The sequence below is a fragment of the Allofournierella sp. CML151 genome (assembly GCF_027853465.1).
GTDB lineage: Bacteria > Bacillota > Clostridia > Oscillospirales > Ruminococcaceae > Allofournierella.
This window is the reverse complement of record NZ_JAPNNW010000023.1, coordinates 16,716-41,255: the sequence shown is the minus strand read 5'-3', so window position 1 is coordinate 41,255 and position 24,540 is coordinate 16,716. Positions and strand designations below refer to the sequence as shown.

Here is a 24,540-nt window from a genome sequence, read left to right as displayed (position 1 = left end):
CTATATTTTTTCTTAACTTTGTCAACTTTTTATGTCATTTTGATATCTGTGGGAAAGGAGCTGTTTTTTTGGACGATTTAGACAAAAAGATTCTGATGCTTTTGGAACAAAATGCCCGTATGCCTGTGAAGGATATTGCCCGCCAGGTGGCCCTTACCAGCCCGGCGGTGTCCAGCCGAATCCGGCGGCTGGAGGAGCAGGGCGTGATTGCAGGGTACACCGCCCTGCTGCGTGACCCCCAGCGCCAGAGCAGTGTTGACGCACTGATCAGCGTGTCCATCGCACCGGCGGACCGGGATGAGTTCCTCACTCTGGCCCGGGCGGATACCCAGGTGCGCCAGTGCTTCCACGTGACCGGCAGCCATAGCTTTATCGTAAAGGTGAGCTGTGAGGGCATGCAGCAGCTGGAGCAGCTGATCACCCGGTTCCAGCGCATGGGCCCCACCAGCACCCAGATCATTCTTTCCACCCCGGTGGAGCGGGGGTCTTTTTTCAGCCCGGCGCAATAATCCGGGGGTCTGTTTCGTATTCCAGTCACAGGGGCAAACTTACGGCTGTTTTGGGCATACTTGCAGCAAAGGGCCGTTTTCTCCCGCCGCCGGCGGGACTGCCCATTGACAAAGGAGTGTTTTTATGAAACGTTTATTTTCTATTCTGCTGGCCGGTGTTCTGGCCGCCAGTCTGGTGGGCTGCGCCTCCTCCGGCACGGATTCCGCCGCCAGCCATACCCCCGCAGATTACACCGCCGCTCTGGCGGACAGCCGCACCGAGGAGGACAACAGCAACTACACCATCTTCACCCTGGAGAACGGCGGCTACACCGCCAGCAAGGGGTACGCCGAGCATCTGGACTCGGAGGCCATTGCCAGCCAGGGCCAGATGAGCCTTGACGTGCTGGGCCTGTCCACCGAGGACGTGGAGAGTGCCGCCTACAGCGTATCGCTGATGAATGTGAAGGCCTACGGCGTGGCCATTGTAAAGCCCGCAGAGGGCAAGACCGACGCGGTGAAGGAAGCCCTCTCCGGCTTCATCGAGTCCCAGAAATCCGCCCAGGAGAATTACCTGGCGGACCAGTACGCCATCGCCAAGGCTGCCAAGCTGGAGACCCTGAAAAGCGGCGAGGTGGTTCTGGTGATGTGCGAAAACCAGGACCAGGTGTTCCAGAGCATCGAGACCGCGCTGAAATAACCCGCGCAAAAAAGGCTCCGGCCCCGCGCCTCTTCTCAGAGGGTGCGGGCCGGAGCCTTTTGTTTGCCGCTCAGCCGCTGTTTTTCTGGATATAAATGCGCAGCGCCTGAATCAGCAGCAGCAATGCTTTGATGCTCAGCACCAGCACCGCCACCCCCAGCACCACCAGCGCCAGATTCACCAGCAGCATCAGCCAGCTGAATACCGCCGTGATTCCAAACACACTACTCACATTCGCTTCCCCCTTTCCGTTTTCCAAACCGCCGTTTTCTTTATGATACCATAAAGCGATAAAGAACGAAAGCCCGCATTGCCCGCCGGGCAAAAGTTTGCTATAATGGCAGATGGATCAAAAATACAAAAGAGAAAGGCGGTTTTCGCCAATGAAAGCCACTGTGGTGATCCCCAACCTGAACGGGGCCGGCTGGCTGCGGGATTCCATTGAATCCGTCTGGGCCCAGACCATGCGGGATTTTGAACTGATCGTGATCGACAACGCCTCCACCGACGAGAGTCTGGAGATCGCCCGCAGCTATGTGGGCCGCAAAAACTATACCCTCATTGAAAATGACCATAACACCGGGTTTTCCTACGCGGTGAACCAGGGCATCCGGGCCGCAAAGAGTGAGTTCGTGGCCCTGTTCAACAACGACGCCTTCGCCGAGCCGGACTGGCTGGAAAATCTGATCCGCGCCGCCGAGGCCGACGAGCGCATCTTTGCGGTGAGCAGCCTGATGATCCGCCACTTCGAGCGGGAGCTGGCGGACGACGCGGGCGACTACGTGACCATTCTGGGCTTTGCCTGCAAGCGGGGCGACGGTATGAAGGCCAGCCGTTACGCAAAGCCCTGCCGGGTGTTCTCCGCCTGCGGCGGCGCGGCGCTCTATCGCAAGAGCATTCTGGACAAGATCGGCCTGTTTGACGAGAACTTCTTCGCCTACTATGAGGACGTGGACATCAGCTGGCGGGCCAACAGCCTGGGCTACAAGAATGTTTACTGCCCCACCGCCAAGTGCTACCACATCTGCGGCGCCACTACCGGCGCGGTGCGCTACAACCCCTTCAAGAGCATTCAGAGCGGGCGCAACAGCATTCTTCTGCCCTACAAGAACATGCCCATCCTGATGTTCCTCCTGAACATTCTGCCCCTGACGGCGGGCTATCTGCTCAAGGCTGCCATGTTCCGGCTGCGGGGCTTCGGCCCGGCCTACGGCCAGGGCTTCAAAGAAGCCCTGAAGGTGATGGGCAAGCTGGAAAAGCCCAGGTTCCGGCTGAAGAACCTCCCCAACTACATCCTCATCGAGCTCTGGCTGATTGCAGACACCTTCCGCTACATCGTCTACCGGGTGCAGCGGGCATTTCACATTCAATAATCACTTTTCCCCCTGTCATTCAGACGGGGGGATTTTTTTGTCCTGTTTCCGCCTGCCGGAAAAATGCCAAAAATCTTTGTCAAAACCAGTTGACAAAAATCCTTGTCAATGTTATCCTGATGATGACAAGGATACTTGTCATCATGACAAGGAACTTTTGCAGCAGAAGGAGGTCGAGCCTATGCCGCTGGAAAACCGGCTCAAGGAGCTTCGCGCTGCCAGGTCGCTGAATCAGCAGCAGCTGGGGCAGCTGGTGGGGGCGTCCCGCCAGACCATCAGCCTGATCGAGCGTGGGGACTACAACCCCTCCATCACGCTGGCGCTGCGCATCGCACAGGTGTTTGAAACGCCTGTGGAAGAGGTATTTTATCTGACGGGGGAGGAAGAACAATGAAACCGAAAACGGAAAAGAAATCCACCTGGGTCTATGTGAAGTTTGCGATCATCCTTGTGGTGTGCGGCCTGCTGGGCGCAGGCTGCAGCATGCTCATCGGGTCAGGCTTTGACGATCTTTCCAGCATGAGTGATGCGGTCAGCCAGGGGCTTTACCGGGCAGGTGTTGCGCTGATGGCTTTGGGTCTGCTGCTGTCTGTGGCAGCTACCGCCCTGTATCTGGCGGCGAAAAAGCCCATGGCCCGGGCCAACGAGGACGACGACGCCTACGAAAAAGCCAACCGGCTGCTCTGCCTTTCCATGATTCTGACCACCCTGGGCTTCCCCTGGTTCATGCTGACTGCGGGGCTAGCCTTTGGGCGGACCATTCGGGCGGAATCAATCTCGCTTGCCGGCTTCGGGTTCGGGCTGCTGATTCTTCAGCTTGTCTGGCTTACTGTACTGCAGGCTTTGGTCATCGGAGCCACCAAAAAGCTGTATCCGGAAAAGCGGGGCAACGTGTTCGACACCAAGTTCCAGAAGGACTGGTATGCCAGCTGCGATGAGGCGGAGCAGAAGACCATCGGCGATTGCAGCTACTTTACCTTCCAGATTATGAATTTCGTCTACCCCTTCGTCCTGTTGGTACTGCTTATGGTGGGCAGCGCCTGGTCCATCAACGCCCTGTGGTTTGTTCTGCTGGGCGGTCTGTGGATGACGCAGACCCTCACCTACCAGTTGCGTAACTACTGGCTGCAACATGTAAAACCCAACCGTTGACTTCAAACACGAAAAGGAGGAATCTGTCATGAAAACCAACTGGACCGCCGTGGAAAAACGGCAGCTGATTATCTTCGGACTGGTCGCTTTTGTGCTGCCCTATCTGTTGGGCATCCCCATGGGCCTTGCCTACCACGCAGGCAGCGACGTGAGCGCCTTTCCCTCGGCCCAGATGTTCTACCCTGCCGCCGGCGCTATCCTTGCCATTCTTCTCACCCGCCGGGAGGACAAAACCATCCCCCGCAAATTTTACATCTGTTTCCTGCTGGTGACCGTCCTCATGGCTCTGTGCGCCCTTGCCAGCGCTATTGCCCCCGCCCTGCCCTGGGCGGCGGCAAGCAACGGGGTCATCATGGTGGGCAGCGTGTTGTGCTGGGTCTTTTATTTTCTCGACGGCAAGGCACGCCGCACCGCCTGGGGCATGCGGCTCAACCGCTGGGTATTTGCGGTGTTTGCGGTGTTTGCGGTTCTCTACTTTGTCCGGATCGTCCTGCTCAGCGGGCTGATGATTTTGGTGGACCCTACTCTGGCAAAAGCAGAATCCACTTCCGTTGACCCGCTCTATTTCACCATCATGCTGGTGAGTATGCCGCTGAACTTCCTGCTGGTATACACCGCCTTTTTCGGGGAGGAGTACGGCTGGCGCGGCTTTTTGCAGCCTCTTTTGCAAAAGCGTTTCGGCCTGCGGGGCGGCATTCTGGTGCTGGGCGTGGCCTGGGGGCTGTGGCACCTGCCCATCAACATCTTTTTCTACAGCCCTGCCACCTGGGGTCTGAGCGTAGTGAACCAGATCGTACTCTGCATCTGCTACAGCGTTTTCTTCGGCTTTGCCTACATGAAGACCAAAAGCATCTGGGCGCCGGTGCTGATCCACTTCTTCAACAACAACGCCATCACCCTGTTCACCGATCCCAGCGCCATCCAGAATCAGGTGCTGGACTGGACCAGCGTGCTGCTGGGCTTTGTGGTGCTGGCGGTGCTGTATCTGCCCTTTTTCGCCTCCAGGGTATTCCGCACCGGCCCGGTGGTGGAACTGCCCCGCCCCGCAGAGGCACAGCCCGCCATCTCCGAGCAACCTGCCGAACCTGCACAATAACGCCGTTTTTCCCGCTGGGGTGCATTGCCACCCCAGCGCTTTTTTGCTATAATAGGGAGAAGTTTCGCGGGATGGAGGGGACTCTTTGTGGATGTGATCCTGATCATGTGTCTGGGCGTGCTGGTGGGCAGCCGTTTTTTTCCGAAGCAGCACAAAAAGCTTTGCGAGCGGCTGCAGGTGGTGTGTACCCTGGCGCTGATCTTCTGCATGGGCGTCATGCTGGGGCAGCGGCCGGGCTTTTTGCAGGAGCTGGGCCAGCTGGGGCTGCAAAGCCTGGTGTTCTGCCTGGTGCCGGTGGCCTTTTCGGTTCTTTTTGTGTATCTGCTCACCTGCCGTTTCATGAACGGGCGGGAAAAGCGCAACAAACGGAGGTGACCGGCTTATGGTGATTCTGGCAGTAATCGCCCTGGTGGGCGGCGTTCTTTACGGGCTTTCCGGCCTGGAGTTCCCCCTGCTGACCCTGCTTACCGGTCACTCGGACCTGGTGCTGTATCTGCTCATGTTCCTGGTGGGCATCAGCATCGGCCTGCACGAGGGCATCTGGGCAAAGATCAAGCAATACCACATCAAGGCCTTTCTCATCCCCATCGGCATCATTGTTGGCTCGCTGGTGGGCGGCGCGGTGTGCGCACCGCTGCTGGGCTTTTCGCTGGGCCAGAGCACTATGGTGGCCAGCGGTCTGGGCTGGTACAGCCTGGCCGGTGTAACCGTGGGCAATCTGGCCGGGGCGCAGCTGGGCAGTATTGCCTTTTTGAGCAACCTGATGCGGGAGATCTTCTCCTTTTTCGTGATCCCGCCCATCTCCCGCAAGCTGAACTACTACACCTGCATCGCCCCCGCTGCCGCCACAAGTGAGGACACCACCCTCTCGATGATGATCCGCTTCACCGACGAGGAAACCGTGGTGCTCTCGGTGTTCAACGGGGTGGTCTGCTCGGCCGCGGTGCCGCCGCTGATCTCGCTGTGTGCGGCGCTTTTGTGAGCAGTCTCTTTTGCAATTGAAACAAAAAACCGGGCCGGAACGCTGGCAGTTGCCCATGCGTTTCGGCCCGGTTTTTGTATGTTCAGTTCTTGTCGCCGCCAAAGCCCAGGGCGGAAAAATCCACCTTCACCGGCACATGATCCGGCGAATAGATCATCTTGCCCCGCCAGACCGACGCAGGCAGCGGTTCCACCGGCTCCTGCGGCGCTTCGGTGGGTTCCTGCGGTTCCTGCGGCGCTTCCTGAGGCGGATAGGCGCTGCTTTCCGGCGCGGCGGTCCAGGCCTGCTCCGGCTGTGGCTCGTCCGCCTGGGGCGCAGGCTGCCGGTCCGGTTCCGGTTCGCCAGTCTCCTCCTGCGCCGCCTGCCGGGCCTCAAAGGCCTTGTTCTCCTCCAGCGCGGCCATCAGCTCTTCTTCGGTGAGCGCCCCCTGATCCGGCTGCTCAAAGCCGCCGAAGGTCTCCGGCTGCGGCTCTGCCACTTCCGGCTCTTCCGGCTGCGCCTGGGCGGGCAGAGGCAACTCCTGGGCCACCCGTTCCATAGCCGAGCAATCCGCCGGAAGGTCTGTCATGCTGTGGCCATAGTGGGCAAACAGCACCTGGCCGCTCTCGCTCAACACCAGGGTGAGGGGCAGCTGATTCAGCTCGTTCTTGGCCGGGGAGTACCCCTGCTGGCGGGCCTGCTTGATGATGCGCATACCATCCAGCGAATAGCAGCGCAGCATACCATGCTTCTGGGGAATCTGGAAATAATCGTACAGTGCACCCTCTGCGTCGCAGATCAGTTCAAAGGGAAGCGACCCCTTTGGCGCGGCCTTGGCAATGGTCTCCGGCCGGGAGCGCACCACGCAAGCCAGCCGAACGCTGCGCAGCGCGTAAATGGTCTCCAGATACTGGGTGATGAAATGCCGGGTGATGGGGTGCCCGAAGTTGGGCAGAAACACCAGTACCACCGGCTTGTCCCCCTGCAGAAAACCGTAGAAGCTTTTCTGCGGTTCATAAGGGGTATCGTAGGAAAACGCCGGGATCTTATCACCGGCCTTTAAACGCTTGGCCATGCAAGTCATACTCCTTCAACATCCGGCACCAAGGCCGGTGCAAAATCACAAAGATGCAGCAACGCCCACGCGCTGCCGCTTTAAACTATTGTAGCACAACCGCCCCGGCTCCTGCAATGGCAGGCTCTGCCGGGCACCTGTAAAACTTTTGTGTGGAGCTCTGCCCGCAGCGCCGCAAGGGAAAAGATGTGCTATAATAAAGAAAAACTGTTCAAGCCCATTGGCCGGTGCAACGCAAAACGACGCCGGCTTTGGGCAAGCTGTTGAAGGAGGAATTCTCATGCATGAAGCAGTGATTCAAAACACCGAACGCCGCATCCAGCGCACCATGGAAGCTCTGCGCGCCAACAACATGGAGGCCTACTACGTGAAGACCGCCGCCGAGGTACGCCCCTTTGTGGAAAAGATGATTCCCGAGGGCGCCGTGGTTTCCAACGGCGGCAGTGTGAGCCTGGCCGAAACCGGCGTGATGGACCTGCTGGCCAGCGGCCGCTACCAGTATCTGGACCGCAGCAAGGTGAGCGGTGAGGAGCTGGCCGCACTGTACCGCCAGGTGTTCAGCGCCGACTGGTATCTGGCCAGCACCAACGCGGTAACCGAGGCCGGCGAGCTTTACAACGTGGACGGCAACGCCAACCGGGTGGCCGCCATGACCTTCGGCCCCCAAAATGTGCTGCTGGTGGTGGGCTGCAACAAGATTGTAAAAGATATTCACGCCGCTGCCCGCCGTGTAAAGGAAATTGCCGCCCCCGCCAACACCGACCGGCTGGGCTGCAAAACTCCCTGCGCCGTGACCGGCACCTGCTCGGACTGCCACAGCCCCGCCCGCATCTGCTGCACTACCACCATTCACCGCTATCAGCGGATTCCCGGCCGCATCAAGGTGCTGCTGGTGGGTGAATCCCTGGGCTTCTGATTTTTCTGATCACAGAACAAAATGCGCCGCCCCCGGCTTCATACCGGGGGCGGCGCTGTTTTATTTCTTGCTTGCAGCCTTCCGGGCAGGCCTGCGCAGATAGCCCGCCTGAATGGTCAGCTCCGGGCGGCGCACCTTGCGCAGCAGCTCGTCCTTTTCCGCCTCGCGGCCGGGCTCAAAATCGAATTCCCGGTATTCGGCGCGGGGGCTGGTACCCGCACGGCTGCCATAGATGTGGCTCGCGCCGTGGTAATCGCCCTTTCCCATGGGGGCTTTCCTCCTTTTGCTGCGGGATACAAAAAAGCTCCCGGTTCTTTGAAAGGACTGGGAGCGCTTTTGTTTTCAAATAGCCCCGCCTTGCCGTCTGCAGCCAATCAAAACCTACCGGATGGCAGGTGGGTGCCCTGTGGCCACTTTTCCACTCCCTTCTTCCGAACTCCCCTTGAAGGGGCGGGAGGTCTGCGGTCCGGTGGTCAACTCCGGGCTCCCTGAATTTGATTAGTAGGATTATTTAAAGCTGCAACAAATCGCACAAGGCAGGATGCTAAGCGTGTTTGGGCGGCAGGCTTACTGCTCGATGTCGAAGAATTCGCGCAGGCGCTTTTCGAACATATTGCTCACTTCGTAAAGCTCCTCGTCGTCCTCCACGATATCCAGGTATTCGCCCTCCGCGTCCTGGCCCACCTTCATCAGGATCAGATCCAGGTCGGCGTCTTCCAGCTCCTCCTCGTTCTCCACGTAGGGAACCAGAGCCATGTAGTGAACGCCCTTATGGTCGGCCGCGTCGATCACCTCAAAGGTGTGCTCTTTGCCTTCCTCGTCCTCCAGGGTCACCAGGTCGGGGGTGTAATCTTCTTCCTGCTCGGTGACAGGGGTGTTGTTCTCAGCCATGTTGCTCTCCTTTTTCGGGCGGGGCTCGAAGGCCTCGCCTGTGTGATCTGCTAGATAAAGTTTACCCTTTTTTGCCCCTTGCGTCAATAGAAAAACGCAACAAAACCCGCTGTGAAAGTTTTATAAAATACTTGGAGCGATCGGTTTTTATTTTTCCCGGCTTTGTGGTATAATATGTATTACTTCTATCAAGATTACAGGAGGGCTTCTTCCTTGCGCAGATTCATTGCTTTGGCGGCGGCCGCCGTGCTGGCCGCAGGCCTGCTGGCGGGCTGCGGCGGCGGCATCACCGGCAGCTCCATCAAACGCCCCCAGGTGGAAAGCGAGGAGCTTCAGTTCCAGACCCCCGCTGAGGGCGATCCCATTGCCATCTTCAACACCAGCGCCGGTGAGGTGCGTGCCGTGCTTTATCCGGACGTGGCGCCCATGGCGGTGGAAAACTTCACCCGCCTGGCCCAGGAGGGCTACTACGACGGCACCAGCTTCCACCGGATTGTTTCCGGCTTTGTGGTTCAGGGGGGCGACGCCTCCGGCACCGGCACCACCGGTTCCACCATCTGGAACAACAACCCCTACCCCAAGGAAATCTCGGACCAGCTGCACCATTATTCCGGTGCGCTGTGCGCTGCCTTCAGCCCGGATGAGGACGTCTCCGGCCTGAGCCAGTTCTACTTTGTACAGTCGCTGCCCGAAAAGCTGGACGACAGCCTGCGTACCCAGATGGAAGAGGCGGGCGTTCGTACCGAAGTGATCGAGGCCTACGATGCTGCGGGCGGCCTGCCCTATCTGGATTACACCGATACCGTGTTCGGCCAGGTCTATGAGGGCATGGATGTGGTGGACACTCTGGCCCAGAGCGAGGTGGACGAGAACGGCAAGCCTGTGGAGGACGTGCTGCTCAACAGTGTGACCATCAGCACCTACGGCGCGGCGGACCCCGACCCGGCCAGCAGCAGCGGCGAGGCATCCTCCTCCGCTTCCCAGGCCTCCAGTGCGGCGCAGAGTACCGCCGAAAGCACTTCCCAGAGCACCAGCCAGGCGGAATAAAGCCCATTCAGAGCGTACGGTTTGCCCGTGCGCTCTGTTTCTTTTCCGGGGTCTGAAGCCGCTTTGCGCAGCTCACGGCGAACGCATCAAATGGTCTGCTTTGCTGCCTGGGGCGATGCGGGACTGCCTTAGCGTCGATTTCGTGAGAAATCTGTGATATAATATCCCACAAAGGCTATTCCCTTTGGCTTTTTTCTTTTCATGCAGGAGGCATTTTATTATTATGGAAATAAAGAAGGTACGCAAAGCCCGCAAAAAACTGGGCCGGGGCCTGTTGTCCCGCAGTTTTTTCTTCGCGGTTTTGCTGCTGCTGCAAATCACCCTGGTGGTTGGCATCGCCGTTGAGCTGGGCAGGTTTTTCCCGTATTTCTATCTGTTTCTGATGCTGCTCAGCGCCCTGGCGGTGCTCACACTGCTGGATAAGGACAAGGTGAACCCGGTCTATAAAATCATGTGGCTGATTTTGATCCTTGTCATGCCGCCCACCGGCACCCTGTTCTATCTGTTCTGGGGCCACCGGAATACCGGCAACCGCCACGCCAAACGGCTGGAAACTATCTCCGAGCGGGGGACCCAATCTCTTACGCAGGACCCGGAGCCCATGCGCCGCCTGCAGGTGAAGGACAAAAACCTGGCCCGCAGTGCCACCTATCTTTCCCAGTGCGCGGGCGCGCCCCTCTACGGCGACACCCAGAGCGAATACTACGCCTGGGGCCAGGACTTCTTCCCCCGCTTTCTGGAGGAGCTGAAGGGCGCCAAGCACTTCATCTTCATGGAGTACTTCATCATCAAGCCCGGCTACATGTGGGACACCACCCTGGAGATTCTCACCCAGAAGGCTGCCGAGGGCGTGGATGTACGCCTTTTGTTCGACGCCTTCGGCTGCATGTTCACCCTGCCGGAAAACTACGATGAATTTTTACGGCGCAAGGGCATCAAGTGCTATCCCTTCGCGCCGCCCCGGCTGTCCGGCCGGATCTCGGACTACACCATGCTCAACCACCGGGATCACCGCAAAATCACTGTGATCGACGGCAATGTGGGCTTCACCGGCGGACTGAATTTTTCCGACGAATACATCAACCGGAAAAAGCGCTTCGGCATCTGGAAGGATACCGGCCTGATGCTCAAGGGCAGCGGCGTGCAGTCGCTGACGGCGCTGTTCCTGGAAATGTGGGATTTCACCACCGGCAGCGTGAGCGACCCGAAGGACTACGCTCCCACCCTGCGCTACTCCGCCCGGGGCTTTGTGCAGTCCTACGGCGACAGCCCGCTGGACGAGGAGAACGTGGCCGAAAACGCCTACTTCAACGTGCTGCAGCAGGCCACCAATTATGTGTATATCGCCACGCCCTATCTGGTGGTGGACAACGAGATGATCACCACCCTGACCCTGATTGCCAAAAGCGGCGTGGACGTGCGGATCATCACCCCCGGTATCCCGGATAAGTGGTACGTGTACTGGGTTACCCAAAGCTACTACCGGGTGCTGCTGGAGGCGGGCGTGCGTATCTTTGAATACACCCCCGGCTTCATCCACGCCAAGATGTATGTGTCGGACGACAAGACCGCCATCGTGGGCAGCGCCAACATGGACTACCGCAGCCTGTACCTGCATTTTGAGAACTGCTGTGCCTTCTATGGCGGGCAGATGGTGCAGGACGTGCGGGCTGACCTGGAGGAGTGCATGAGCGTGAGCAACGAGGTGTTCCTGGAGGACACCTATAAGACCCCGCTGCCCAAGCGGGTGGCTCAGCTGGTGCTCCGCCTGTTCGCACCGCTGCTGTGACAAAGAAAAGCGAGGTTTTTGCATGAGAATCGTTGTAATTGACGGCCAGGGCGGTGGCTTCGGCCGCACCCTGATTGAAAAGCTTCGGGCCGGGGGCTACACCGGCGAGATCCTGGCGGTGGGCACCAACGCCGCCGCCACCAGCGCCATGATGAAGGCAGGCGCCAGTGCCGGCGCCACCGGCGAGAACGCGGTGATCGTGAACGCCCGCCGGGCGGACGTGATTGCCGGGCCCATGGGCATTGTGATTGCCAACAGCATGATGGGCGAATGCAGCCCCGCCATGGCATTGGCCGTGGCGGACTCCGCCGCCCGCAAGGTGCTGATCCCGGTGAGCAAGTGCGGTGTGCAGATCGGCGGCCTGCCCGAGCTGCCTCTTTCCGAATACATTGCGGACGCCGCACGCCGAATCTTGAGCCTGGTATAATTTTGTTGCCGTGGCAACATGATTTTTTCATTCTGCCGCATATACTATAGCCATGGACCAAACGGTCCCTCCCAAAAAATTCATTTCCTTCCAAATAGAGCGAAAAAGGAGTATTCATTATGAACCGTTTTGTATGTGACGTGTGCGGCTGGGTTTACGACGAGGCTGAGGGCTACGAGGACGGCGGCATCGCCCCCGGCACCCTGTGGGCCGATGTTCCCGAGGATTTCGAGTGCCCCCTGTGCGGCGTTGGCAAGGACCAGTTCAGCCAGGAGTAATTCCTCAATCCCCCATAAGCAAGCAAAAGGCCCGCGCCTGGAATTGTCCAGACGCGGGCCTTTTTCGTTTTTCTTTATTCAAGTCCGGCCAGCCAGACCCGGTTTTCCCGGTGATCGTCGCACACCTTGCGCAGCTTGGCCGTGACTGCCAGCTCCGGCAGCTTGCCAAGGCTTCTGGCCTTTACCGGGCACACCGCCACACAGCGCATACAGGTGATGCACACCTTACTATCGGTCCTGTTTGGCGTCCCGGCCGGGATTGCCCCAACGGGGCACTGGTCGGCGCAGCGGCCGCATTCCACACATTTTTTGCTGGCCTTCGGGTGAAACGGCACGCCGCTGAATTCCCGGTAGGGCCGGTTGCCCGGCAGCTCCAGCCGCAGCTCTTGCTCCGGCAGATGATTTTCAGCCAGCTCCAACGCCTGCTTTCCCAGCGCCGCGGCCTGGGAAAGATCGGCCCCGTTCGGGCGTTCCGCCGCAATCCGGGTGGCCATGGAATGCCGGGCCACAAATTCCCCGGCCGCTATGGGCCGGTAGCCTGCCCGCTCTGCCAGATCATACAGCTCAGCCAGCGTGTCCTCGCTGGCGCGGGCGCCGTAAACGCTCAGCAGCACCGCCGGGCCACAGCCCTTCAGCTGTTCCAACCGTTCTGCCACAGGTGCGGGTGCCCGGCCGCCAAAGGACGGCACGGCCAGAATCGTCAGGGTCTGCCCGTCCGACTGGAAGGGCGCCTTTGCCCGCTGAGGCGTGCAGTCCCATTCCTCCACCGGCAGGCCGGTCCCCTTTGCCACCGCCTGCCCCACCGCCCGGGTAGTTCCGGTGGCGGAAAAATAAATCAGTTGTATCCGTTCAATCTTCACTGGCCTTTTCTCCTCATTCCTGCTGTGCTGTCTGCTCGGCAAAGGCCAGCCGCTTTTGCACATACACCTTGCTGGCATAGGCCTGCACCGCGCCCCGCAGCAGGGTGATTGCCGCCGGGTCCTGCTCGTTGCGGATCTGGGTGGGGGCTGCCTGGCCCAGGAACACCGCCCGCAGTGCGCTCTCCAGCTCCTCACAGAAGCAATCGTAGGCCTGCTCCACCGGGCAGTGGTCCATCTGGGCGCGGATCATGCTGCCGATCTCCGGGATGCTGAACACCTGCTTAAGGGCGCAGATGGTGACCAGATAAGCCATGTGTGCCCGGTCGTATTTTTTGTTCACCGGCGGGCTCATCACCCGCTGCTTCACGTAGTTATTCACCATCGCCTTGGTCAGGGTGATCTGCTGCTCCTGCGGGGCGATGGGGGCAAAAATCTCGTTGATATAGCCGGTGACCTGATCCATATACAGCGCGATGCCCGGCAGCTCCGCCCAGCGGGGGCAGTGAAAGCTTAGTACCTCCTGGGAAAGGCTGCTGTTTTCAAAGCCCTGTTTCATTGGTGTCACACTCCGTTTCCTGTTGCAGTTTTCGCTGGTTTCTATCATAGCACAAAAGGGTATCGTCTTCAAATTTTTCCGGAGATTTGCTATAATATGAGCCGGTATCAATGTGTAAAAACGGCCCGGGCGGGCCGGTGGGAGGCGGTAGCATGAATCTGCGGCGCAAAGAGGCGCTGACCAATATCGCGGAGGGGCTGTTCCCCTACAGCGAAACCTTTCTGATGTGGATGATCTGCTCCGGGCTGATGGGCCTTGCGGGCGGCGCGGTGGGCGCGGTATTCTATCACATGGTGAGCTGGGCCAACCGGGTGCGGGCGGCTCATCCGGAGCTGTTATGGCTGCTGCCGGTGGGCGGCCTGGCCATTGTGGCGGTGTATCAGCTGTGCGGTATGAGCACCGAGCGGGGCACCAACCAGGTGATTGAGAGCGCCCGAAGCGGTAAGCGTGCGCCACTGCGCATGACCCCGCTGATCATCTTCGCCACCTTCATCACCCACCTTCTGGGCGGCAGTGCCGGACGCGAGGGCGCGGCGCTGCAGATCGGCGGCAGCATGGGCGGCTGGCTGGGGGAAAAGCTGCGGCTCAATCAGCCCAGCCAACACTTCATGGTGCTGTGCGGCATGAGTGCGGTGTTCAGCGCCCTGTTCGGCACGCCCCTCACCGCCACCATCTTCAGCATCGAGGTAATCAGTGTGGGCGTGGTATACCATGCGGCGCTGCTGCCCTGCACCATGTCCAGCCTGGTGGCCTACGGCGTTTCCCGGGCGCTGGGGGCCGTGCCGGAGCAGTTTGTGATTCACAAAGCCAGCAGCCTTGGCTGGGGCAATTCCTGGCGTGTGGTGATTCTGGGCGTGGGCTGCGCGCTGGTGGGCATGCTGCTGTGCATCGTGATGCACACCGCCAGCCATCTGTACCAGACCTGGCTGCCCAACCAGTATCTGCGCATCCTGGCCGGCTCGGCGCTGATCATCGTCTGCACCCTGCTGCTGGGCACCCGGGATTACAACGGCGCAGGCATGCAGGTGATCGAGCAGGCCATCACCGAGGGCGTGCTGGCCCATCCGCTGGCCTTCCTGTTCAAGCTGCTGCTCACCGCCATCACCCTGGGCTGCGGCTTCCGGGGCGGCGAAATCGTGCCCACCTTCTTTGTGGGCTCCACCTTCGGCTGCCTGGTGGGGCCGCTGCTGGGGCTGGACCCGGGCCTGGCGGCGGCGGTGGCACTGGTGGCCACCTTCTGTGCCGTGACCAACTGCCCCTTCGCCAGCATCGTGCTGGGAGTGGAGCTGTTCGGGGCCGAGTCCATGCTGCTGTTCGCGCTGGCCTGCGCGGTGAGCTACCTGCTCAGCGGCCAGTACAGCCTGTATTCCGGCCAGCAGATCATGTATTCCAAGATCAACAACGAGAAGGTGGACAAGCCCGCCCACTGACTTATATACGAAAAACAGCACCGGCAACGCATCTGCCGGTGCTGTTTTTTGTTTATACGGTGGTCTTCTGACCGGCCTCCAGAGCCTTCAGCGCGGCCTCGATGCAGATCTGCACATACTCCTCACCCAGGCCGGTGTCCAGCGTCAGGTGGTAGTTTTTGCCCAGACCCCACACCCGCCGGGTGTAGTACTGGTAGTTGGTGGCCCGCCGCCGGTCCTCCTGGGCAATGCGGGTCTTTGCCGCCGCCTCGTCCAGCTGCTCCAGTTCCATGATCCGCTTTACCCGCCGGGCCTTGTCCGCATGCAGCCAGACCCGCAGGCAGTGGGGATCGTCCCGCAGCAGATAGTCCGCGCAGCGGCCCACGATCACACAGCGGCCCTTGGCGGCGATCTCCTCAATGGCCTTTTTCTCCGCCAGGAAAACGCTGTCCTTGGGGGATTCCTCCTCCGGAGCGTAGGCGTACATCTGGTTCACCAGATCGTACAAAAAGCTGTTGGTCATGTTCTCTTCCCGCTGGCGTACAAACTGGGGCGTGTAGCCGGTGGTACCGGCAGCCATCTGCACGATGGCATCGTCGTAGAACTCATAGCCCAGCTGCTGGGCCAGCTTCTGGCCGATGACCCGTCCGCCGCTGCCGTACTGGCGGCCGATGGCGATCACCCAGCCGCCCTTGCCGTTTTCTACTGCTTCGACGGCTTCGCTCTCCGCCTTTTTGCCGAACAGCAGATCGGGCACAAAGGGCAGAAGACGGCCGAACAGACGGGCGATGAAGCCCACCAGCAGAGCGGCGATCACGGTGCCCTCACGCACACCATACAGCGTATGGGCAAGCACCAGCGAGGTGATCGCGGCGATCACGGTCATGGACACATCAAAGCAGACCTTGGTGGTGCCGAAGTCGGTTTTCCAGGTCTGGGTGACCGCACGCACGAAAGACTCGCCGGGCAGCATGGCCACATCGGCGATGACCTCCAGATACACACCGAAGCCCAGGATCACACAGCCGATCAGCAGGGCCACCAGCTTGACCGGATAGCTGCCGGGGGCCACAAACCCCAGCATAACCATGGTCAGGTCGATGAAATAGCCGAAGACCACCGAGATGGGAATTTGCAACAGATGCTCGGCCTTGAAGTTCCGCCGCAGGATGAACAGCTGCATCAGAACCAGAAACAGGCTGAACGCAATGGTGAACTGGCCCAGCGTGAAGGGAAAGTTCAGACTGAGCACATAGGGAATGGCCGAGATGGGCGAGGTGCCCAGATTTGCCTTGGTGATGAGGCTCACGCCAAAGGAGCTGATGAACAGCCCGAACAAAAACACCAGATACCGCTTTGCTTTTTCCATAAGATAATTAACGCTCCCCCTCTTTCAGATTGCCGTAAACGCAGCGGAACACCGCAAGGAACGGTTCCCGCTCCGCTTCGCTTACCCCCGCAAAGGCCTGCTCCTCCAGCTCCTCGAAGGCCTGCCGGACCCGCAGCGCCATCGAATGGCCCTGCCCGGTGAGATAGACCGCAAAGCTGCGCCGGTCCCCCTTCTGGGTGCGCCGCTCCACCAGCGCCTTCTCCTCCATCCGGTTCAGCACCGAGGTGAGGGAGGCGGGCTCGATTTGGCAGGCGCGGGCGATCTCGGCCTGGTTGGCCCCGTCGTGGTCCTGCAGATAGTCCAGCACCTTGGGCTGGCCCAGGGTCAGGCCGGTGTCCTTCAGTTTTGCCAGCAGCTGCCGGTGCACCATGGCTTGATTTGCTAAAAGCAGATAGTGAAAGCTGTGTTCCATTGCGGTGATCCCTTTCCCGTTTTCGGCGTTCCAATTCATTAGGATTCTAATAATTAGTAAACTAACTTTTGTATTATAGGCGTTTTTGCTCCGCTCTGTCAAGGGCGGAATGCCCGGAGAGGGCCAAAAAAGAGCCCTGTGCAGCGCACAGAGCTCTTTTTCAAATCTGGTATCAGTCAATTTTGAGGGCCGTTCCGGGGCAGCCGCAGGGTGAACACCACCCGGTCGTCGGCGCTGGCGGCGGCGATGGTGCCCCCGTGCTGCTCCACGATCTGTTTGGCAATGGCCAGGCCCAGACCGGCGTTGCCGCTGGCGCTGGCACGGGATTCGTCCGCCCGGAAAAACTTTTCAAAGATGCGGGCCAGCTTTTCCGGCGGAATGGTGCGGCCCTGGTTCACAAACTGCAGCACCACCGTCTCCCCCTCCAGCCTGCCCTGCACCCGCAGAGTGGTGCCGGGGTCGCTGTAGCTCACCGCGTTGCGCAGCAGGTTATCGAATACCCGGGCCAGCTTGGCCGGGTCGCAGCGAACGGGCAGCTCGGGCGGCAGGTCTGCCCGGCAGTCCAGCCGCTTTGCTGCCAGCTCCGGCGCAAACTCGCTGACCATCTGGCGCAGCATCAGCGAAAGATCCACCCGGGATAGCTCTAGCTCCAGATGGCTCAGGCTGAACCGGGTGATCTCGAAGAACTCATTCACCAGCTCCTCCAGCCGCAGCGCCTTTTCCAGGGCGATGCCGGTGTAGCGGGCCCGGGTGGCCGGGCTGATGTTGGGCTCGTCCACCAGCAGGTTCAGATAGCCGATCACGCTGGTGAGTGGGGTTTTCAAATCGTGGGCCAGATAGACAATCAGGTCGTTTTTCCGCTGCTCCTCCTGGCGCAGGGCAGCCGCTGCCCGCAGCCCCTGCTCCCGGGCCTGGTTCAGCTGGTCCTGCACGGTTTTCAGCTGGGGCCGCAGCCGGATGGGGTCCTCTCCCGGGCGGGCCAGCCGGCCGGCAGCCTCGGTCACCTCGTCCAGATAGCGCAGCGGCTTGCAGAAGACCCAGCCGGTGATGAGCACCGTGCCCACCCCGAGCCACAGCACCTGCAGCGCCGGGATAAAATGCTTGAAAATCTCCTTGAACAGAAAAATCCACCAGAAGCAGTCCAGGTCCAGGCTGAAATACACAAAGAACACCAGTTCCTGCAGCAGCCAGCTCAGAGCCCAGAACGCCGCCAGTGTCACCGCCAGCTGCAGGGTAAAGCGCAGAGCGGTGCGCCGGTGGGCCCAGTTTTTACGCAGTTCACTCAATGGTATACCCCACTCCCCAGACAGTTTTGATAAATTTCGGCTGACGGCTCTTTTCGTGCATCTTCTCCCGCAGCCGGGCGATGTGGGTCATCACGGTGTTGTTGCCGTCGATGTATTTTTCGCCCCACACCTCCTGGAACAGCTGCTCGCTGGGCACCACCTGCCCCCGGTGGCTGCACAGATACCACAAAATCGAGAATTCCAGCGGCGTGAGGGCCAGTTCCTCGCCATACAAGGTACACTTGTGGGTGACCTCGCTGATGCACAGGCCGTTGAACTCATATTCCCCGCTCTTTTCCGGCTGGGCGGACTGGTTATACTGGGTATACCGGCGCAGCTGGGTCTTGACCCTTGCCAGCAGCTCCAGCGGGTTGAAGGGCTTGGTGATGTAGTCGTCCGCCCCCAGCATCAGGCCCTGAATCTTGTCCAGATCCTCCACCCGGGCGGTGAGCATCAGGATGGGCCACAGGTGTTTTTGCCGGATGCGGCGGCACAGCTCAAAGCCGCTCAGGTCCGGCAGCATCACGTCCAGAATGGCCAGGTCCACCGGCTTTTGGGCCACACATTCCAGCGCCTGGGCGGCGTTTTCGCATTTGTATACCGTGTAGCCCTCGTTGGTCAGATAAACCTCCACCAGGTCCGCAATGGCGGCCTCGTCATCCACCAGCAGGATTTTCGCACTCATTCCTGCCCATCCCCCTTTTTCCTTTTTGGCTTCGCCTTTTATGATACGGCAAACCTCCATCCGGCGCAAGCGCCCGCAAAAAAAGCGCCCTGCTCCGGTATTATCCTACCAGAACAGGGCGCGGATGTGCCTTTCTTTTTGCTTGCGGAAATCTTACGATTTTCTCACAAAGCCCTCCGAGCGTTAAGCCTCCTCCGGGTGATGCTTGCGCCAGGCCAGAAAGCTTTCCAGAATGACCGCGGCGCTCACCGAGTCCAGGATCTCCTTGCGCTTTTTACCGAAGGTGCCCACCTCGCTGAGCTGGGCGGCAGCGGTGACGGTGGTGCGGCGCTCGTCGCAAAAGCGAACCGGCAGCTGGCCGTCCCGTTCCAGAATGGCCGCCATCTTGCGGGTCTTCTGGGCGCGGGAGCCCTCGGTGCCGTCCATATTGCGGGGCAGGCCCACCACGATCATCTCGGCCTTCTGGGCGCGGGCGGCCTCCAGAATGGCGGCGGCCGCCTTGTTCATGCTCTTTTCCTCGATCTGGGGCAGAGGGGTGGCCAGCAGCTCGCTGGCATCGCTGATGGCAAGGCCGGTGCGGGCGTCGCCGTAGTCCACAGCTAGGATCTTCATGGGTCTTCCTTTCCTTGTTCAAAATAAGCCCCAACTTTAGCGAAAAGTCGGGGCTTATCGGTCATTTCAGTTTCGCGAAATCAATACAGCTTCGCGCCCGCAGGGATGTGCTCGTCCACCATCAGGCAGTGGAGCTTCTCCACGCCCTCCTCGTGGTGTACGGCGGAGATGATCATGCCGCAGGAATCGATGCCCATCATCTTGCGGGGAGGCAGGTTGGTGATGGCGATCAGGGTCTTGCCCAGCAGCTCCTCGGGCTCGTAGGTGTCATGGATGCCGCTCAGGATCACGCGGTCCACACCGGTACCGTCGTCCAGCACGAACTTGAGCAGCTTCTTGCTCTTGGGCACGGCGGTGCATTCCTTCACCTTCACCGCGCGGAAGTCGGACTTGGCAAAGGTCTCGAAGTCCACCATATCGGCGAACAGGGGCTCGATCTCCACCTTGGAGAAGTCGATGGGCTCGGCCACGGCAGCGGCAGGCTCAGCCACAGCAGCAGCGGGCTCAGCCTTGGCGGCAGCCTTCTCCTGCTTCTTGGGCGTATCCAGCGGCTTCATGGTGGGGAACAGGATGACCTCACGGATGGTGTCGGAGCCGGTGAGCATCATGACGCAGCGGTCGATGCCCATGCCCATGCCGCCCGTGGGAGGCATGCCGTACTCCAGAGCGGTCAGGAAGTCCTCGTCCATCATCTCGGTCTCGTCGTCGCCCCGGTCGCGCAGCTCCAGCTGCTTCTCGAAGCGGGCGCGCTGGTCGATGGGATCGTTCAGCTCGGAGTAGGCGTTGGCCAGCTCGCTGTGGCAGATGAACAGCTCGAAGCGCTCGGTCAGGCGGGGATCTTCGGGGCTGCGCTTGGTCAGCGGGGAGACCTCCACCGGGTACATGGTGATGAAGGTGGGCTGGATCAGCTGCTCCTCAACCTTTTGATCGAAGCAGGCGTACAGAGCGTTGCCCCAGGTCTTGTCGGCGGTGTCGGCCAGCTCCACGCCGATGGCCTTGGCAGCAGCCACAGCCTCAGCGTCATCGGTGATAGCGCCGAAGTCCACGCCGGTGTACTCCTTCACGGCGTCCACCATGGTCAGGCGGCGCCAGCCGGGGGTCAGGTCGATGTCCTCGCCCTGCCACTTCACCTGGTAGCTGCCCAAGATCTCCTTGGCGGCGCCGGACAGAATGCCCTCGGCGATGTCCATCATGTCGTGGAAGTCGGCGTAGGCCTGGTACAGCTCCACGGTGGTGAACTCGGGGTTGTGCTTGGGGTCCATGCCCTCGTTGCGGAAGATACGGCCGATCTCATACACCCGGTCGATGCCGCCCACGATCAGCCGCTTCAGGGGCAGCTCGGTGGCGATGCGCATGTACATGTCCAGATCCAGGGTGTTGTGATGGGTGATGAAGGGGCGGGCCGCCGCGCCGCCGGCGATGGTGTTCAGCACCGGGGTCTCCACTTCCATGTAGTTGCGCTGATCCAGGTAGGCGCGCATAAAGCGGATGAAGCGGGAGCGAATCTCGAAGGTGCGGCGCACCTCGGGATTCATGATCAGGTCCACGTAACGCTGGCGGTAACGCAGCTCCTGGTCCTTCAGGCCGTGGAACTTCTCGGGCAGGGGCAGCAGGCTCTTGGCCAACAGCACCACCTCGGTGCAGCGGATGCTGATCTCGCCCATTTTGGTGCGGAACACCTGGCCCTTGATGCCGATCACGTCGCCGATGTCGAACTTCTTGAAGCCGGCGTATTCCTCCTCGCCGATCACATCGCGGCGAACGTACAGCTGGATGTTGCCGGAGGCATCACGCAGGTCGGCAAAGCTGGCCTTGCCCATCACGCGCTTGCTCATCATGCGGCCGGCCATGCAGACCATGCGGTCGGTCTCTTCCTCAGCGGCCAGGTAGTCGTATTCCTTTTTGATGTCCGCGGCGAAAGCGTCCTGCGGATATTTGGTTTTTTGGAAGGGGTCGTTGCCCGCTTCCTGCAGGGCTTTCAGCTTGTCGCGGCGCACAGCGACCAGCTCGTTGTAAGCCTTTTCGCTGAGCTCCTGATCCTGCTGGGGGTTGGGGTTCTTGTTCTCGTTCAGCTCCATGCTATTCCCTCCAAAAAACGCGCCGATTGGCGCGGATATGATAGTTTGGCCCGCACACGGCGGGCATACTGCCTTATTATAGCACAAAAAGAGGCGCCGTGGCACCTCTTTTTGCGGAAAAACGATCTTCTTTTTTGCGATTTTTGCCGATCACAGGGCAGCGCGGCTGATCTCCAGGATCTTGAAATCGATGGTGCCGCCGTTGGGCAGGCTCACGGTTACGGTCTGGCCGACCTTCTGGCCCATCAGGGCAGCGCCCACGGGGCTCTCGTCGCTGATCTTGCCGTTCAGGGGGTCCGCCTCGGTGGAGCCGGTGATGTCGTACTCCTCCACCTCGCCGTCCTCATCCTCAATCTTCACATGGGTGCCCACGGAGACGGTGTCCAGGTTCAGCTCGTCGTTATCGATCACGCGGGCGTTCTTCAGCATAGCCTCCAGCTGGGCGATGCGGCTCTCGATGAAGGCCTGCTCGTTCTTGGCCTCATCGTACTCGCTGTTCTCAGACAGGTCGCCGAAGCCACGGGCCACCTTGATCTTCTCCGCAACGTCCTTGCGGCGGACGGTCTTCAGTTCCTCCAGCTCGTCCTCCAGGGCCTTCAGGCCGGCGACGGTCACAACAACTTCTTTTGCATTGCTCATGGTTCTGTTTACTCCTTAATCTGTGGGAAGCCGCGGCCGCCAAATGCCCTGCCGGTCCTGTGAGGCCGGCGGTGCCCAAGGGGGGTATGCTTGTTCACAACTCACAATGGGCCGCGGTTTGCTTCCATTTAATTTTGATAGTATAACGAGTTCTGGGGGATTTGTCAACCGAACCCCCTTTTTTTGGCTGAATGACCAAAAAACTCTCTTTCTTTTTGGCAAACGGAACGGGGCCCGCGGAAAGGGGGCTTTCCGCGGGTCCCGTTTTCAATTCATTGTTATGCCAGGGGCAACGGATTTATTCCTCGTCGTCGGTGTTGCCGCGCAGCTTCTTGGCTTCCTCGATGACCTTACCTTCCAGGTTGGAGGGCAGAGGCTCATAGCGGGCAAACTCCAGAGTGAAGTGGCCGCGGCCCTGGGTCAGCTGGCGCATAAAGGTGGTGAAGTCCTGCATCTCGGCCATGGGCACCTCGGCTACAACCTCCTGCAGGCCGTCCTCGTCCGGGTTCATGCCCAGAACACGGCCGCGACGCTTGGTCACATCGCCCATCACATCGCCGGTGTTGTCGGCGGGAACGTGGGCCTTCAGGGTGCCCACAGGCTCCAGAATCATGGGACCTGCCTCAGGCAGAGCGGCCTTATAGGCCAGCTTGGCGGCCATGATGAAGGCCATTTCGCTGGAGTCCACCGGATGGTAGCTGCCGTCCAGCAGGGTGGCCTTCAGGCCAACCACCGGGTAACCTGCCAGCACGCCGTGCTCGGCTGCCTGGCGCAGGCCCTTTTCCACTGCGGGGAAGTAGTTCTTGGGCACGCTGCCGCCAAACACCTTCTCCTCAAAGACCAGCTCCTCGCTGTCGCAGGGCTCGAACTCGATCCACACGTCACCGAACTGGCCGTGGCCGCCGGTCTGCTTCTTGTGACGGCCCTGGGCCTTGCACTTCTTGCGCACGGACTCGCGATAGGCCACTCTGGGCACGGTGAGCTCCACGTCCACGCCGAACTTTGCCTTCAGCTTGGCAACCACCACGTCCAGATGCTGCTCGCCCAGGCCGCTGATGATCTGCTGGCCGGTCTCGGTATCCATACGGTAGGTCAGGGTGGGGTCCTCTTCCATCAGGCGGGCCAGAGCCGCGCCGATCTTGCCCTCGTCGCCCTTCTTGGCCACACGGATGGCCATGGACAGGGTGGGCGTGGGGAAGGTGGGGGCGGGCAGCTTGACCACGCGGCCAGCCTCACACAGGGTATCGCCGGTCTGGGCGGTGGGCAGCTTGGTCACTGCGCCGATGTCGCCCGCGCCGATGGCGGTGGTATCGGTCTGCTTTTTGCCCTTCACATAGAGCAGCTTGCCCATGCGCTCGGCCTCGCCGGTGCGGGCATTCACCAAGGCGCTGTCGCTCTTCAGGGTGCCGCTGGCCACCTTCACGTAGGACAGCTTGCCCACAAAGGGATCGGCCACTGTCTTGAATACATAGGCAGCCAGGGGGCCGGCCTCGTCACAGGTAACCTCCACCGGCTCACCGGCGGCATCCTCGGCCACAACAGCGGGTACGTCCGCCGGGCTGGGCAGCAGGACCTTCAGGTTGTAGAGCAGCATGTCCAGACCCTGCTGGTTCACGGCGCTGCCGCAGAACACGGGGGTGATGGCGCCGGTACGGCAGCCCTTGGCCAGGCCGTTCACGATCTCTTCGGTGGTGAAGGGCTCGCCGGAGAAGAACTTCTCCATCAGCTCGTCGTCGGTCTCGGCCACGGCCTCGCTCATGGCGGCGACCAGGCCCTCCAGGCGGTGGCCCATCTCGGGCAGCTCCACCTGAACCTGCTTGCCGCTCTCATACTTGAAGGCCTTCTGGCTGAACAGGTTCACATACAGAATGGTGCCGTCGTCCTGCCGCACAGGCACAACGCAGGGGCAGATGCTGGGGCCGAACTTGGTCTTCAGGTTTTCCAGGATCTTGTAGTAATTGGCATTTTCCAGATCGGTCTTGTTCACAAACACGATCTTGCTCTTGCCGTGCTTTTCGGCCAGATGGAAGGCCTTTTCCGCGCCAACGGTCACACCCGAACGGGCCGACACAGTGATCAGAACGCTCTCTGCCGCCTGAATGCCCTCGTACATTCCCAGCTCAAAATCAAACAGGCCGGGGGCGTCGATGAAATTCAGCTTCACACCGTCGTACTCCACGGGGGCAACGGCCGCTGCCAGGCTGGCGTGGCGCTTCTGCTCCTCGGGATCAAAGTCGCACACGGTGTTGCCGTCCTGCACGGTACCGGCGCGCTGCATCTCAGAATCGGTGCTGAACAGCAGTGCTTCGATCAGGGTGGTCTTGCCGCAGCCGGCGTGACCGGCTACCAGGATGTTTCGGATGTCTTTGTTGGCGTAATTCATAAGTTAATACCCTCTCTTCTGCCGCCTGTTTTGCCAC

Annotated in this window: 28 protein-coding genes and 1 other RNA gene; 14 read left to right on the top strand and 15 right to left on the bottom strand. The window is 60.3% G+C overall.

Annotated features, from left to right (window positions below):
• The first annotated feature begins 68 nt into the window (after window positions 1–68).
• Complete coding sequence (locus tag PH256_RS13420; protein WP_270914574.1) at window positions 69–509, top strand: Lrp/AsnC family transcriptional regulator; 441 nt, start codon at window positions 69–71, stop codon at window positions 507–509.
• A 124-nt stretch (window positions 510–633) separates the two neighbouring features.
• On the top strand, window positions 634–1,188 hold the full coding sequence (locus PH256_RS13415) for a DUF4358 domain-containing protein (RefSeq protein WP_270914573.1): 555 nt from the start codon (window positions 634–636) through the stop codon (window positions 1,186–1,188).
• Window positions 1,189–1,258: 70 nt separating this feature from the next.
• On the opposite strand, the gene PH256_RS13410 is transcribed toward PH256_RS13415, so the two are convergent.
• Window positions 1,259–1,420: a hypothetical protein gene (locus PH256_RS13410; RefSeq protein ID WP_270914572.1), complete on the bottom strand. Its 162-nt coding sequence runs from the start codon at window positions 1,418–1,420 to the stop codon at window positions 1,259–1,261.
• Between the two features lie 151 nt (window positions 1,421–1,571).
• On the opposite strand from PH256_RS13410, the gene PH256_RS13405 reads away from it, so the two are divergent.
• The 6 genes from PH256_RS13405 to PH256_RS13380 all read left to right on the top strand — a co-directional run bounded on the left by PH256_RS13405 (window position 1,572) and on the right by PH256_RS13380 (window position 5,791).
• Window positions 1,572–2,561 carry a glycosyltransferase family 2 protein gene (locus tag PH256_RS13405; RefSeq protein ID WP_270914571.1) on the top strand — a complete coding sequence of 330 codons (990 nt, stop codon included), beginning with the start codon at window positions 1,572–1,574 and terminating at the stop codon, window positions 2,559–2,561.
• Window positions 2,562–2,742: 181 nt separating this feature from the next.
• Window positions 2,743–2,955: a helix-turn-helix transcriptional regulator gene (locus PH256_RS13400; protein ID WP_270914570.1), complete on the top strand. Its 213-nt coding sequence runs from the start codon at window positions 2,743–2,745 to the stop codon at window positions 2,953–2,955.
• The gene (locus PH256_RS13395; protein ID WP_270914569.1) at window positions 2,952–3,713 is read left to right on the top strand and encodes a DUF3169 family protein; all 762 of its coding nucleotides are present in this window, start codon (window positions 2,952–2,954) and stop codon (window positions 3,711–3,713) included. The genes PH256_RS13400 and PH256_RS13395 overlap by 4 nt, the downstream gene beginning before the upstream one ends.
• 28 nt (window positions 3,714–3,741) lie before the next feature.
• Window positions 3,742–4,809, top strand: a complete 1,068-nt coding sequence (locus PH256_RS13390; RefSeq protein ID WP_270914568.1) for a CPBP family intramembrane glutamic endopeptidase — start codon at window positions 3,742–3,744, stop codon at window positions 4,807–4,809.
• 87 nt (window positions 4,810–4,896) lie between these two features.
• The gene (locus tag PH256_RS13385) at window positions 4,897–5,184 is read left to right on the top strand and encodes a hypothetical protein (protein ID WP_270914567.1); all 288 of its coding nucleotides are present in this window, start codon (window positions 4,897–4,899) and stop codon (window positions 5,182–5,184) included.
• A gap of 7 nt (window positions 5,185–5,191) precedes the next feature.
• A complete protein-coding gene (locus PH256_RS13380) occupies window positions 5,192–5,791 on the top strand; it encodes a lysine exporter LysO family protein (RefSeq protein ID WP_270914566.1) in 600 nt (199 codons plus the stop codon).
• 82 nt (window positions 5,792–5,873) lie between these two features.
• Here the strand turns inward: PH256_RS13380 and PH256_RS13375 are convergent, their stop codons facing one another.
• Window positions 5,874–6,845, bottom strand: coding sequence for a redoxin domain-containing protein (locus tag PH256_RS13375; RefSeq protein WP_270914565.1), 972 nt, complete (start codon window positions 6,843–6,845; stop codon window positions 5,874–5,876).
• A 280-nt stretch (window positions 6,846–7,125) separates the two neighbouring features.
• Here PH256_RS13375 and PH256_RS13370 point away from each other — a divergent pair, with 280 nt between their 5' ends.
• Window positions 7,126–7,761 (top strand): lactate utilization protein, encoded by a 636-nt coding sequence (locus PH256_RS13370; RefSeq protein WP_087184997.1) that lies wholly within the window; start codon window positions 7,126–7,128, stop codon window positions 7,759–7,761.
• Window positions 7,762–7,821: 60 nt separating this feature from the next.
• Here PH256_RS13370 and PH256_RS13365 read toward each other — a convergent pair whose 3' ends face one another.
• The 3 genes from PH256_RS13365 to PH256_RS13355 form a co-directional block, all read right to left on the bottom strand.
• The gene (locus PH256_RS13365; protein ID WP_087184998.1) at window positions 7,822–8,028 is read right to left on the bottom strand and encodes a hypothetical protein; all 207 of its coding nucleotides are present in this window, start codon (window positions 8,026–8,028) and stop codon (window positions 7,822–7,824) included.
• 78 nt (window positions 8,029–8,106) lie between these two features.
• A non-coding RNA gene (ssrS, locus tag PH256_RS13360) (6S RNA) lies at window positions 8,107–8,307 on the bottom strand.
• 21 nt (window positions 8,308–8,328) lie between these two features.
• Complete coding sequence (locus PH256_RS13355; RefSeq protein ID WP_058963670.1) at window positions 8,329–8,652, bottom strand: DUF1292 domain-containing protein; 324 nt, start codon at window positions 8,650–8,652, stop codon at window positions 8,329–8,331.
• Window positions 8,653–8,865: 213 nt separating this feature from the next.
• Between PH256_RS13355 and PH256_RS13350 the strand changes: the two genes are divergently transcribed.
• The 4 genes from PH256_RS13350 to PH256_RS13335 all read left to right on the top strand — a co-directional run bounded on the left by PH256_RS13350 (window position 8,866) and on the right by PH256_RS13335 (window position 12,193).
• Window positions 8,866–9,699: a peptidylprolyl isomerase gene (locus PH256_RS13350; RefSeq protein WP_270914564.1), complete on the top strand. Its 834-nt coding sequence runs from the start codon at window positions 8,866–8,868 to the stop codon at window positions 9,697–9,699.
• A 223-nt stretch (window positions 9,700–9,922) separates the two neighbouring features.
• Window positions 9,923–11,488 (top strand): cardiolipin synthase, encoded by a 1,566-nt coding sequence (gene cls / locus PH256_RS13345; protein WP_270914563.1) that lies wholly within the window; start codon window positions 9,923–9,925, stop codon window positions 11,486–11,488.
• Window positions 11,489–11,510: 22 nt separating this feature from the next.
• On the top strand, window positions 11,511–11,915 hold the full coding sequence (locus PH256_RS13340; RefSeq protein ID WP_270914562.1) for a DUF3842 family protein: 405 nt from the start codon (window positions 11,511–11,513) through the stop codon (window positions 11,913–11,915).
• Window positions 11,916–12,034: 119 nt separating this feature from the next.
• On the top strand, window positions 12,035–12,193 hold the full coding sequence (locus PH256_RS13335; RefSeq protein ID WP_087180730.1) for a rubredoxin: 159 nt from the start codon (window positions 12,035–12,037) through the stop codon (window positions 12,191–12,193).
• A gap of 74 nt (window positions 12,194–12,267) precedes the next feature.
• Here PH256_RS13335 and PH256_RS13330 read toward each other — a convergent pair whose 3' ends face one another.
• The gene (locus tag PH256_RS13330) at window positions 12,268–13,053 is read right to left on the bottom strand and encodes a 4Fe-4S binding protein (protein WP_270914561.1); all 786 of its coding nucleotides are present in this window, start codon (window positions 13,051–13,053) and stop codon (window positions 12,268–12,270) included.
• A gap of 13 nt (window positions 13,054–13,066) precedes the next feature.
• On the bottom strand, window positions 13,067–13,609 hold the full coding sequence (locus tag PH256_RS13325; RefSeq protein WP_270914560.1) for a DUF1836 domain-containing protein: 543 nt from the start codon (window positions 13,607–13,609) through the stop codon (window positions 13,067–13,069).
• 152 nt (window positions 13,610–13,761) lie between these two features.
• Between PH256_RS13325 and PH256_RS13320 the strand changes: the two genes are divergently transcribed.
• On the top strand, window positions 13,762–15,039 hold the full coding sequence (locus tag PH256_RS13320) for a chloride channel protein (protein WP_087185003.1): 1,278 nt from the start codon (window positions 13,762–13,764) through the stop codon (window positions 15,037–15,039).
• A 52-nt stretch (window positions 15,040–15,091) separates the two neighbouring features.
• Here PH256_RS13320 and PH256_RS13315 read toward each other — a convergent pair whose 3' ends face one another.
• From PH256_RS13315 to fusA, 8 genes are all read right to left on the bottom strand, one after another.
• A complete protein-coding gene (locus PH256_RS13315) occupies window positions 15,092–16,387 on the bottom strand; it encodes a cytidylate kinase family protein (protein ID WP_270914559.1) in 1,296 nt (431 codons plus the stop codon).
• Between the two features lie 7 nt (window positions 16,388–16,394).
• The gene (locus PH256_RS13310) at window positions 16,395–16,820 is read right to left on the bottom strand and encodes a MarR family winged helix-turn-helix transcriptional regulator (protein WP_270914558.1); all 426 of its coding nucleotides are present in this window, start codon (window positions 16,818–16,820) and stop codon (window positions 16,395–16,397) included.
• A 176-nt stretch (window positions 16,821–16,996) separates the two neighbouring features.
• Window positions 16,997–18,106: a sensor histidine kinase gene (locus tag PH256_RS13305; RefSeq protein WP_270914557.1), complete on the bottom strand. Its 1,110-nt coding sequence runs from the start codon at window positions 18,104–18,106 to the stop codon at window positions 16,997–16,999.
• A complete protein-coding gene (gene vanR / locus PH256_RS13300; protein WP_270914556.1) occupies window positions 18,099–18,791 on the bottom strand; it encodes a VanR-ABDEGLN family response regulator transcription factor in 693 nt (230 codons plus the stop codon). Before vanR ends, PH256_RS13305 begins: the two co-directional genes overlap by 8 nt.
• Window positions 18,792–18,974: 183 nt before the next feature.
• Window positions 18,975–19,403 carry a Holliday junction resolvase RuvX gene (gene ruvX, locus PH256_RS13295; RefSeq protein WP_058963683.1) on the bottom strand — a complete coding sequence of 143 codons (429 nt, stop codon included), beginning with the start codon at window positions 19,401–19,403 and terminating at the stop codon, window positions 18,975–18,977.
• A gap of 80 nt (window positions 19,404–19,483) precedes the next feature.
• Window positions 19,484–21,481, bottom strand: a complete 1,998-nt coding sequence (gene lysS, locus PH256_RS13290; RefSeq protein WP_270914555.1) for a lysine--tRNA ligase — start codon at window positions 21,479–21,481, stop codon at window positions 19,484–19,486.
• Window positions 21,482–21,631: 150 nt separating this feature from the next.
• Window positions 21,632–22,120 (bottom strand): transcription elongation factor GreA, encoded by a 489-nt coding sequence (greA, locus tag PH256_RS13285; RefSeq protein ID WP_087185009.1) that lies wholly within the window; start codon window positions 22,118–22,120, stop codon window positions 21,632–21,634.
• 298 nt (window positions 22,121–22,418) lie between these two features.
• Window positions 22,419–24,503 carry an elongation factor G gene (fusA, locus tag PH256_RS13280; protein WP_087185010.1) on the bottom strand — a complete coding sequence of 695 codons (2,085 nt, stop codon included), beginning with the start codon at window positions 24,501–24,503 and terminating at the stop codon, window positions 22,419–22,421.
• Window positions 24,504–24,540: the final 37 nt, after the last annotated feature.

Excerpts from the sequence above, each read along its gene's own strand:
- PH256_RS13390 (WP_270914568.1), top strand. The coding sequence starts at position 3,742 with ATGAAAACCAACTGGACCGCCGTGGAAAAACGGCAGCTGATTATCTTC.
- PH256_RS13415 (WP_270914573.1), top strand. The coding sequence starts at position 634 with ATGAAACGTTTATTTTCTATTCTGCTGGCCGGTGTTCTGGCCGCCAGT.
- cls (WP_270914563.1), top strand. The coding sequence starts at position 9,923 with ATGGAAATAAAGAAGGTACGCAAAGCCCGCAAAAAACTGGGCCGGGGC.
- PH256_RS13395 (WP_270914569.1), top strand. The coding sequence starts at position 2,952 with ATGAAACCGAAAACGGAAAAGAAATCCACCTGGGTCTATGTGAAGTTT.
- PH256_RS13325 (WP_270914560.1), bottom strand. The coding sequence starts at position 13,609 with ATGAAACAGGGCTTTGAAAACAGCAGCCTTTCCCAGGAGGTACTAAGC.
- PH256_RS13335 (WP_087180730.1), top strand. The coding sequence starts at position 12,035 with ATGAACCGTTTTGTATGTGACGTGTGCGGCTGGGTTTACGACGAGGCT.
- fusA (WP_087185010.1), bottom strand. The coding sequence starts at position 24,503 with ATGAATTACGCCAACAAAGACATCCGAAACATCCTGGTAGCCGGTCAC.
- PH256_RS13375 (WP_270914565.1), bottom strand. The coding sequence starts at position 6,845 with ATGGCCAAGCGTTTAAAGGCCGGTGATAAGATCCCGGCGTTTTCCTAC.
- PH256_RS13320 (WP_087185003.1), top strand. The coding sequence starts at position 13,762 with ATGAATCTGCGGCGCAAAGAGGCGCTGACCAATATCGCGGAGGGGCTG.
- PH256_RS13365 (WP_087184998.1), bottom strand. The coding sequence starts at position 8,028 with ATGGGAAAGGGCGATTACCACGGCGCGAGCCACATCTATGGCAGCCGT.
- PH256_RS13380 (WP_270914566.1), top strand. The coding sequence starts at position 5,192 with ATGGTGATTCTGGCAGTAATCGCCCTGGTGGGCGGCGTTCTTTACGGG.
- lysS (WP_270914555.1), bottom strand. The coding sequence starts at position 21,481 with ATGGAGCTGAACGAGAACAAGAACCCCAACCCCCAGCAGGATCAGGAG.
- greA (WP_087185009.1), bottom strand. The coding sequence starts at position 22,120 with ATGAGCAATGCAAAAGAAGTTGTTGTGACCGTCGCCGGCCTGAAGGCC.
- PH256_RS13340 (WP_270914562.1), top strand. The coding sequence starts at position 11,511 with ATGAGAATCGTTGTAATTGACGGCCAGGGCGGTGGCTTCGGCCGCACC.
- PH256_RS13405 (WP_270914571.1), top strand. The coding sequence starts at position 1,572 with ATGAAAGCCACTGTGGTGATCCCCAACCTGAACGGGGCCGGCTGGCTG.
- vanR (WP_270914556.1), bottom strand. The coding sequence starts at position 18,791 with ATGAGTGCGAAAATCCTGCTGGTGGATGACGAGGCCGCCATTGCGGAC.
- PH256_RS13400 (WP_270914570.1), top strand. The coding sequence starts at position 2,743 with ATGCCGCTGGAAAACCGGCTCAAGGAGCTTCGCGCTGCCAGGTCGCTG.
- PH256_RS13310 (WP_270914558.1), bottom strand. The coding sequence starts at position 16,820 with ATGGAACACAGCTTTCACTATCTGCTTTTAGCAAATCAAGCCATGGTG.
- PH256_RS13355 (WP_058963670.1), bottom strand. The coding sequence starts at position 8,652 with ATGGCTGAGAACAACACCCCTGTCACCGAGCAGGAAGAAGATTACACC.
- ruvX (WP_058963683.1), bottom strand. The coding sequence starts at position 19,403 with ATGAAGATCCTAGCTGTGGACTACGGCGACGCCCGCACCGGCCTTGCC.
- PH256_RS13370 (WP_087184997.1), top strand. The coding sequence starts at position 7,126 with ATGCATGAAGCAGTGATTCAAAACACCGAACGCCGCATCCAGCGCACC.
- PH256_RS13315 (WP_270914559.1), bottom strand. The coding sequence starts at position 16,387 with ATGGAAAAAGCAAAGCGGTATCTGGTGTTTTTGTTCGGGCTGTTCATC.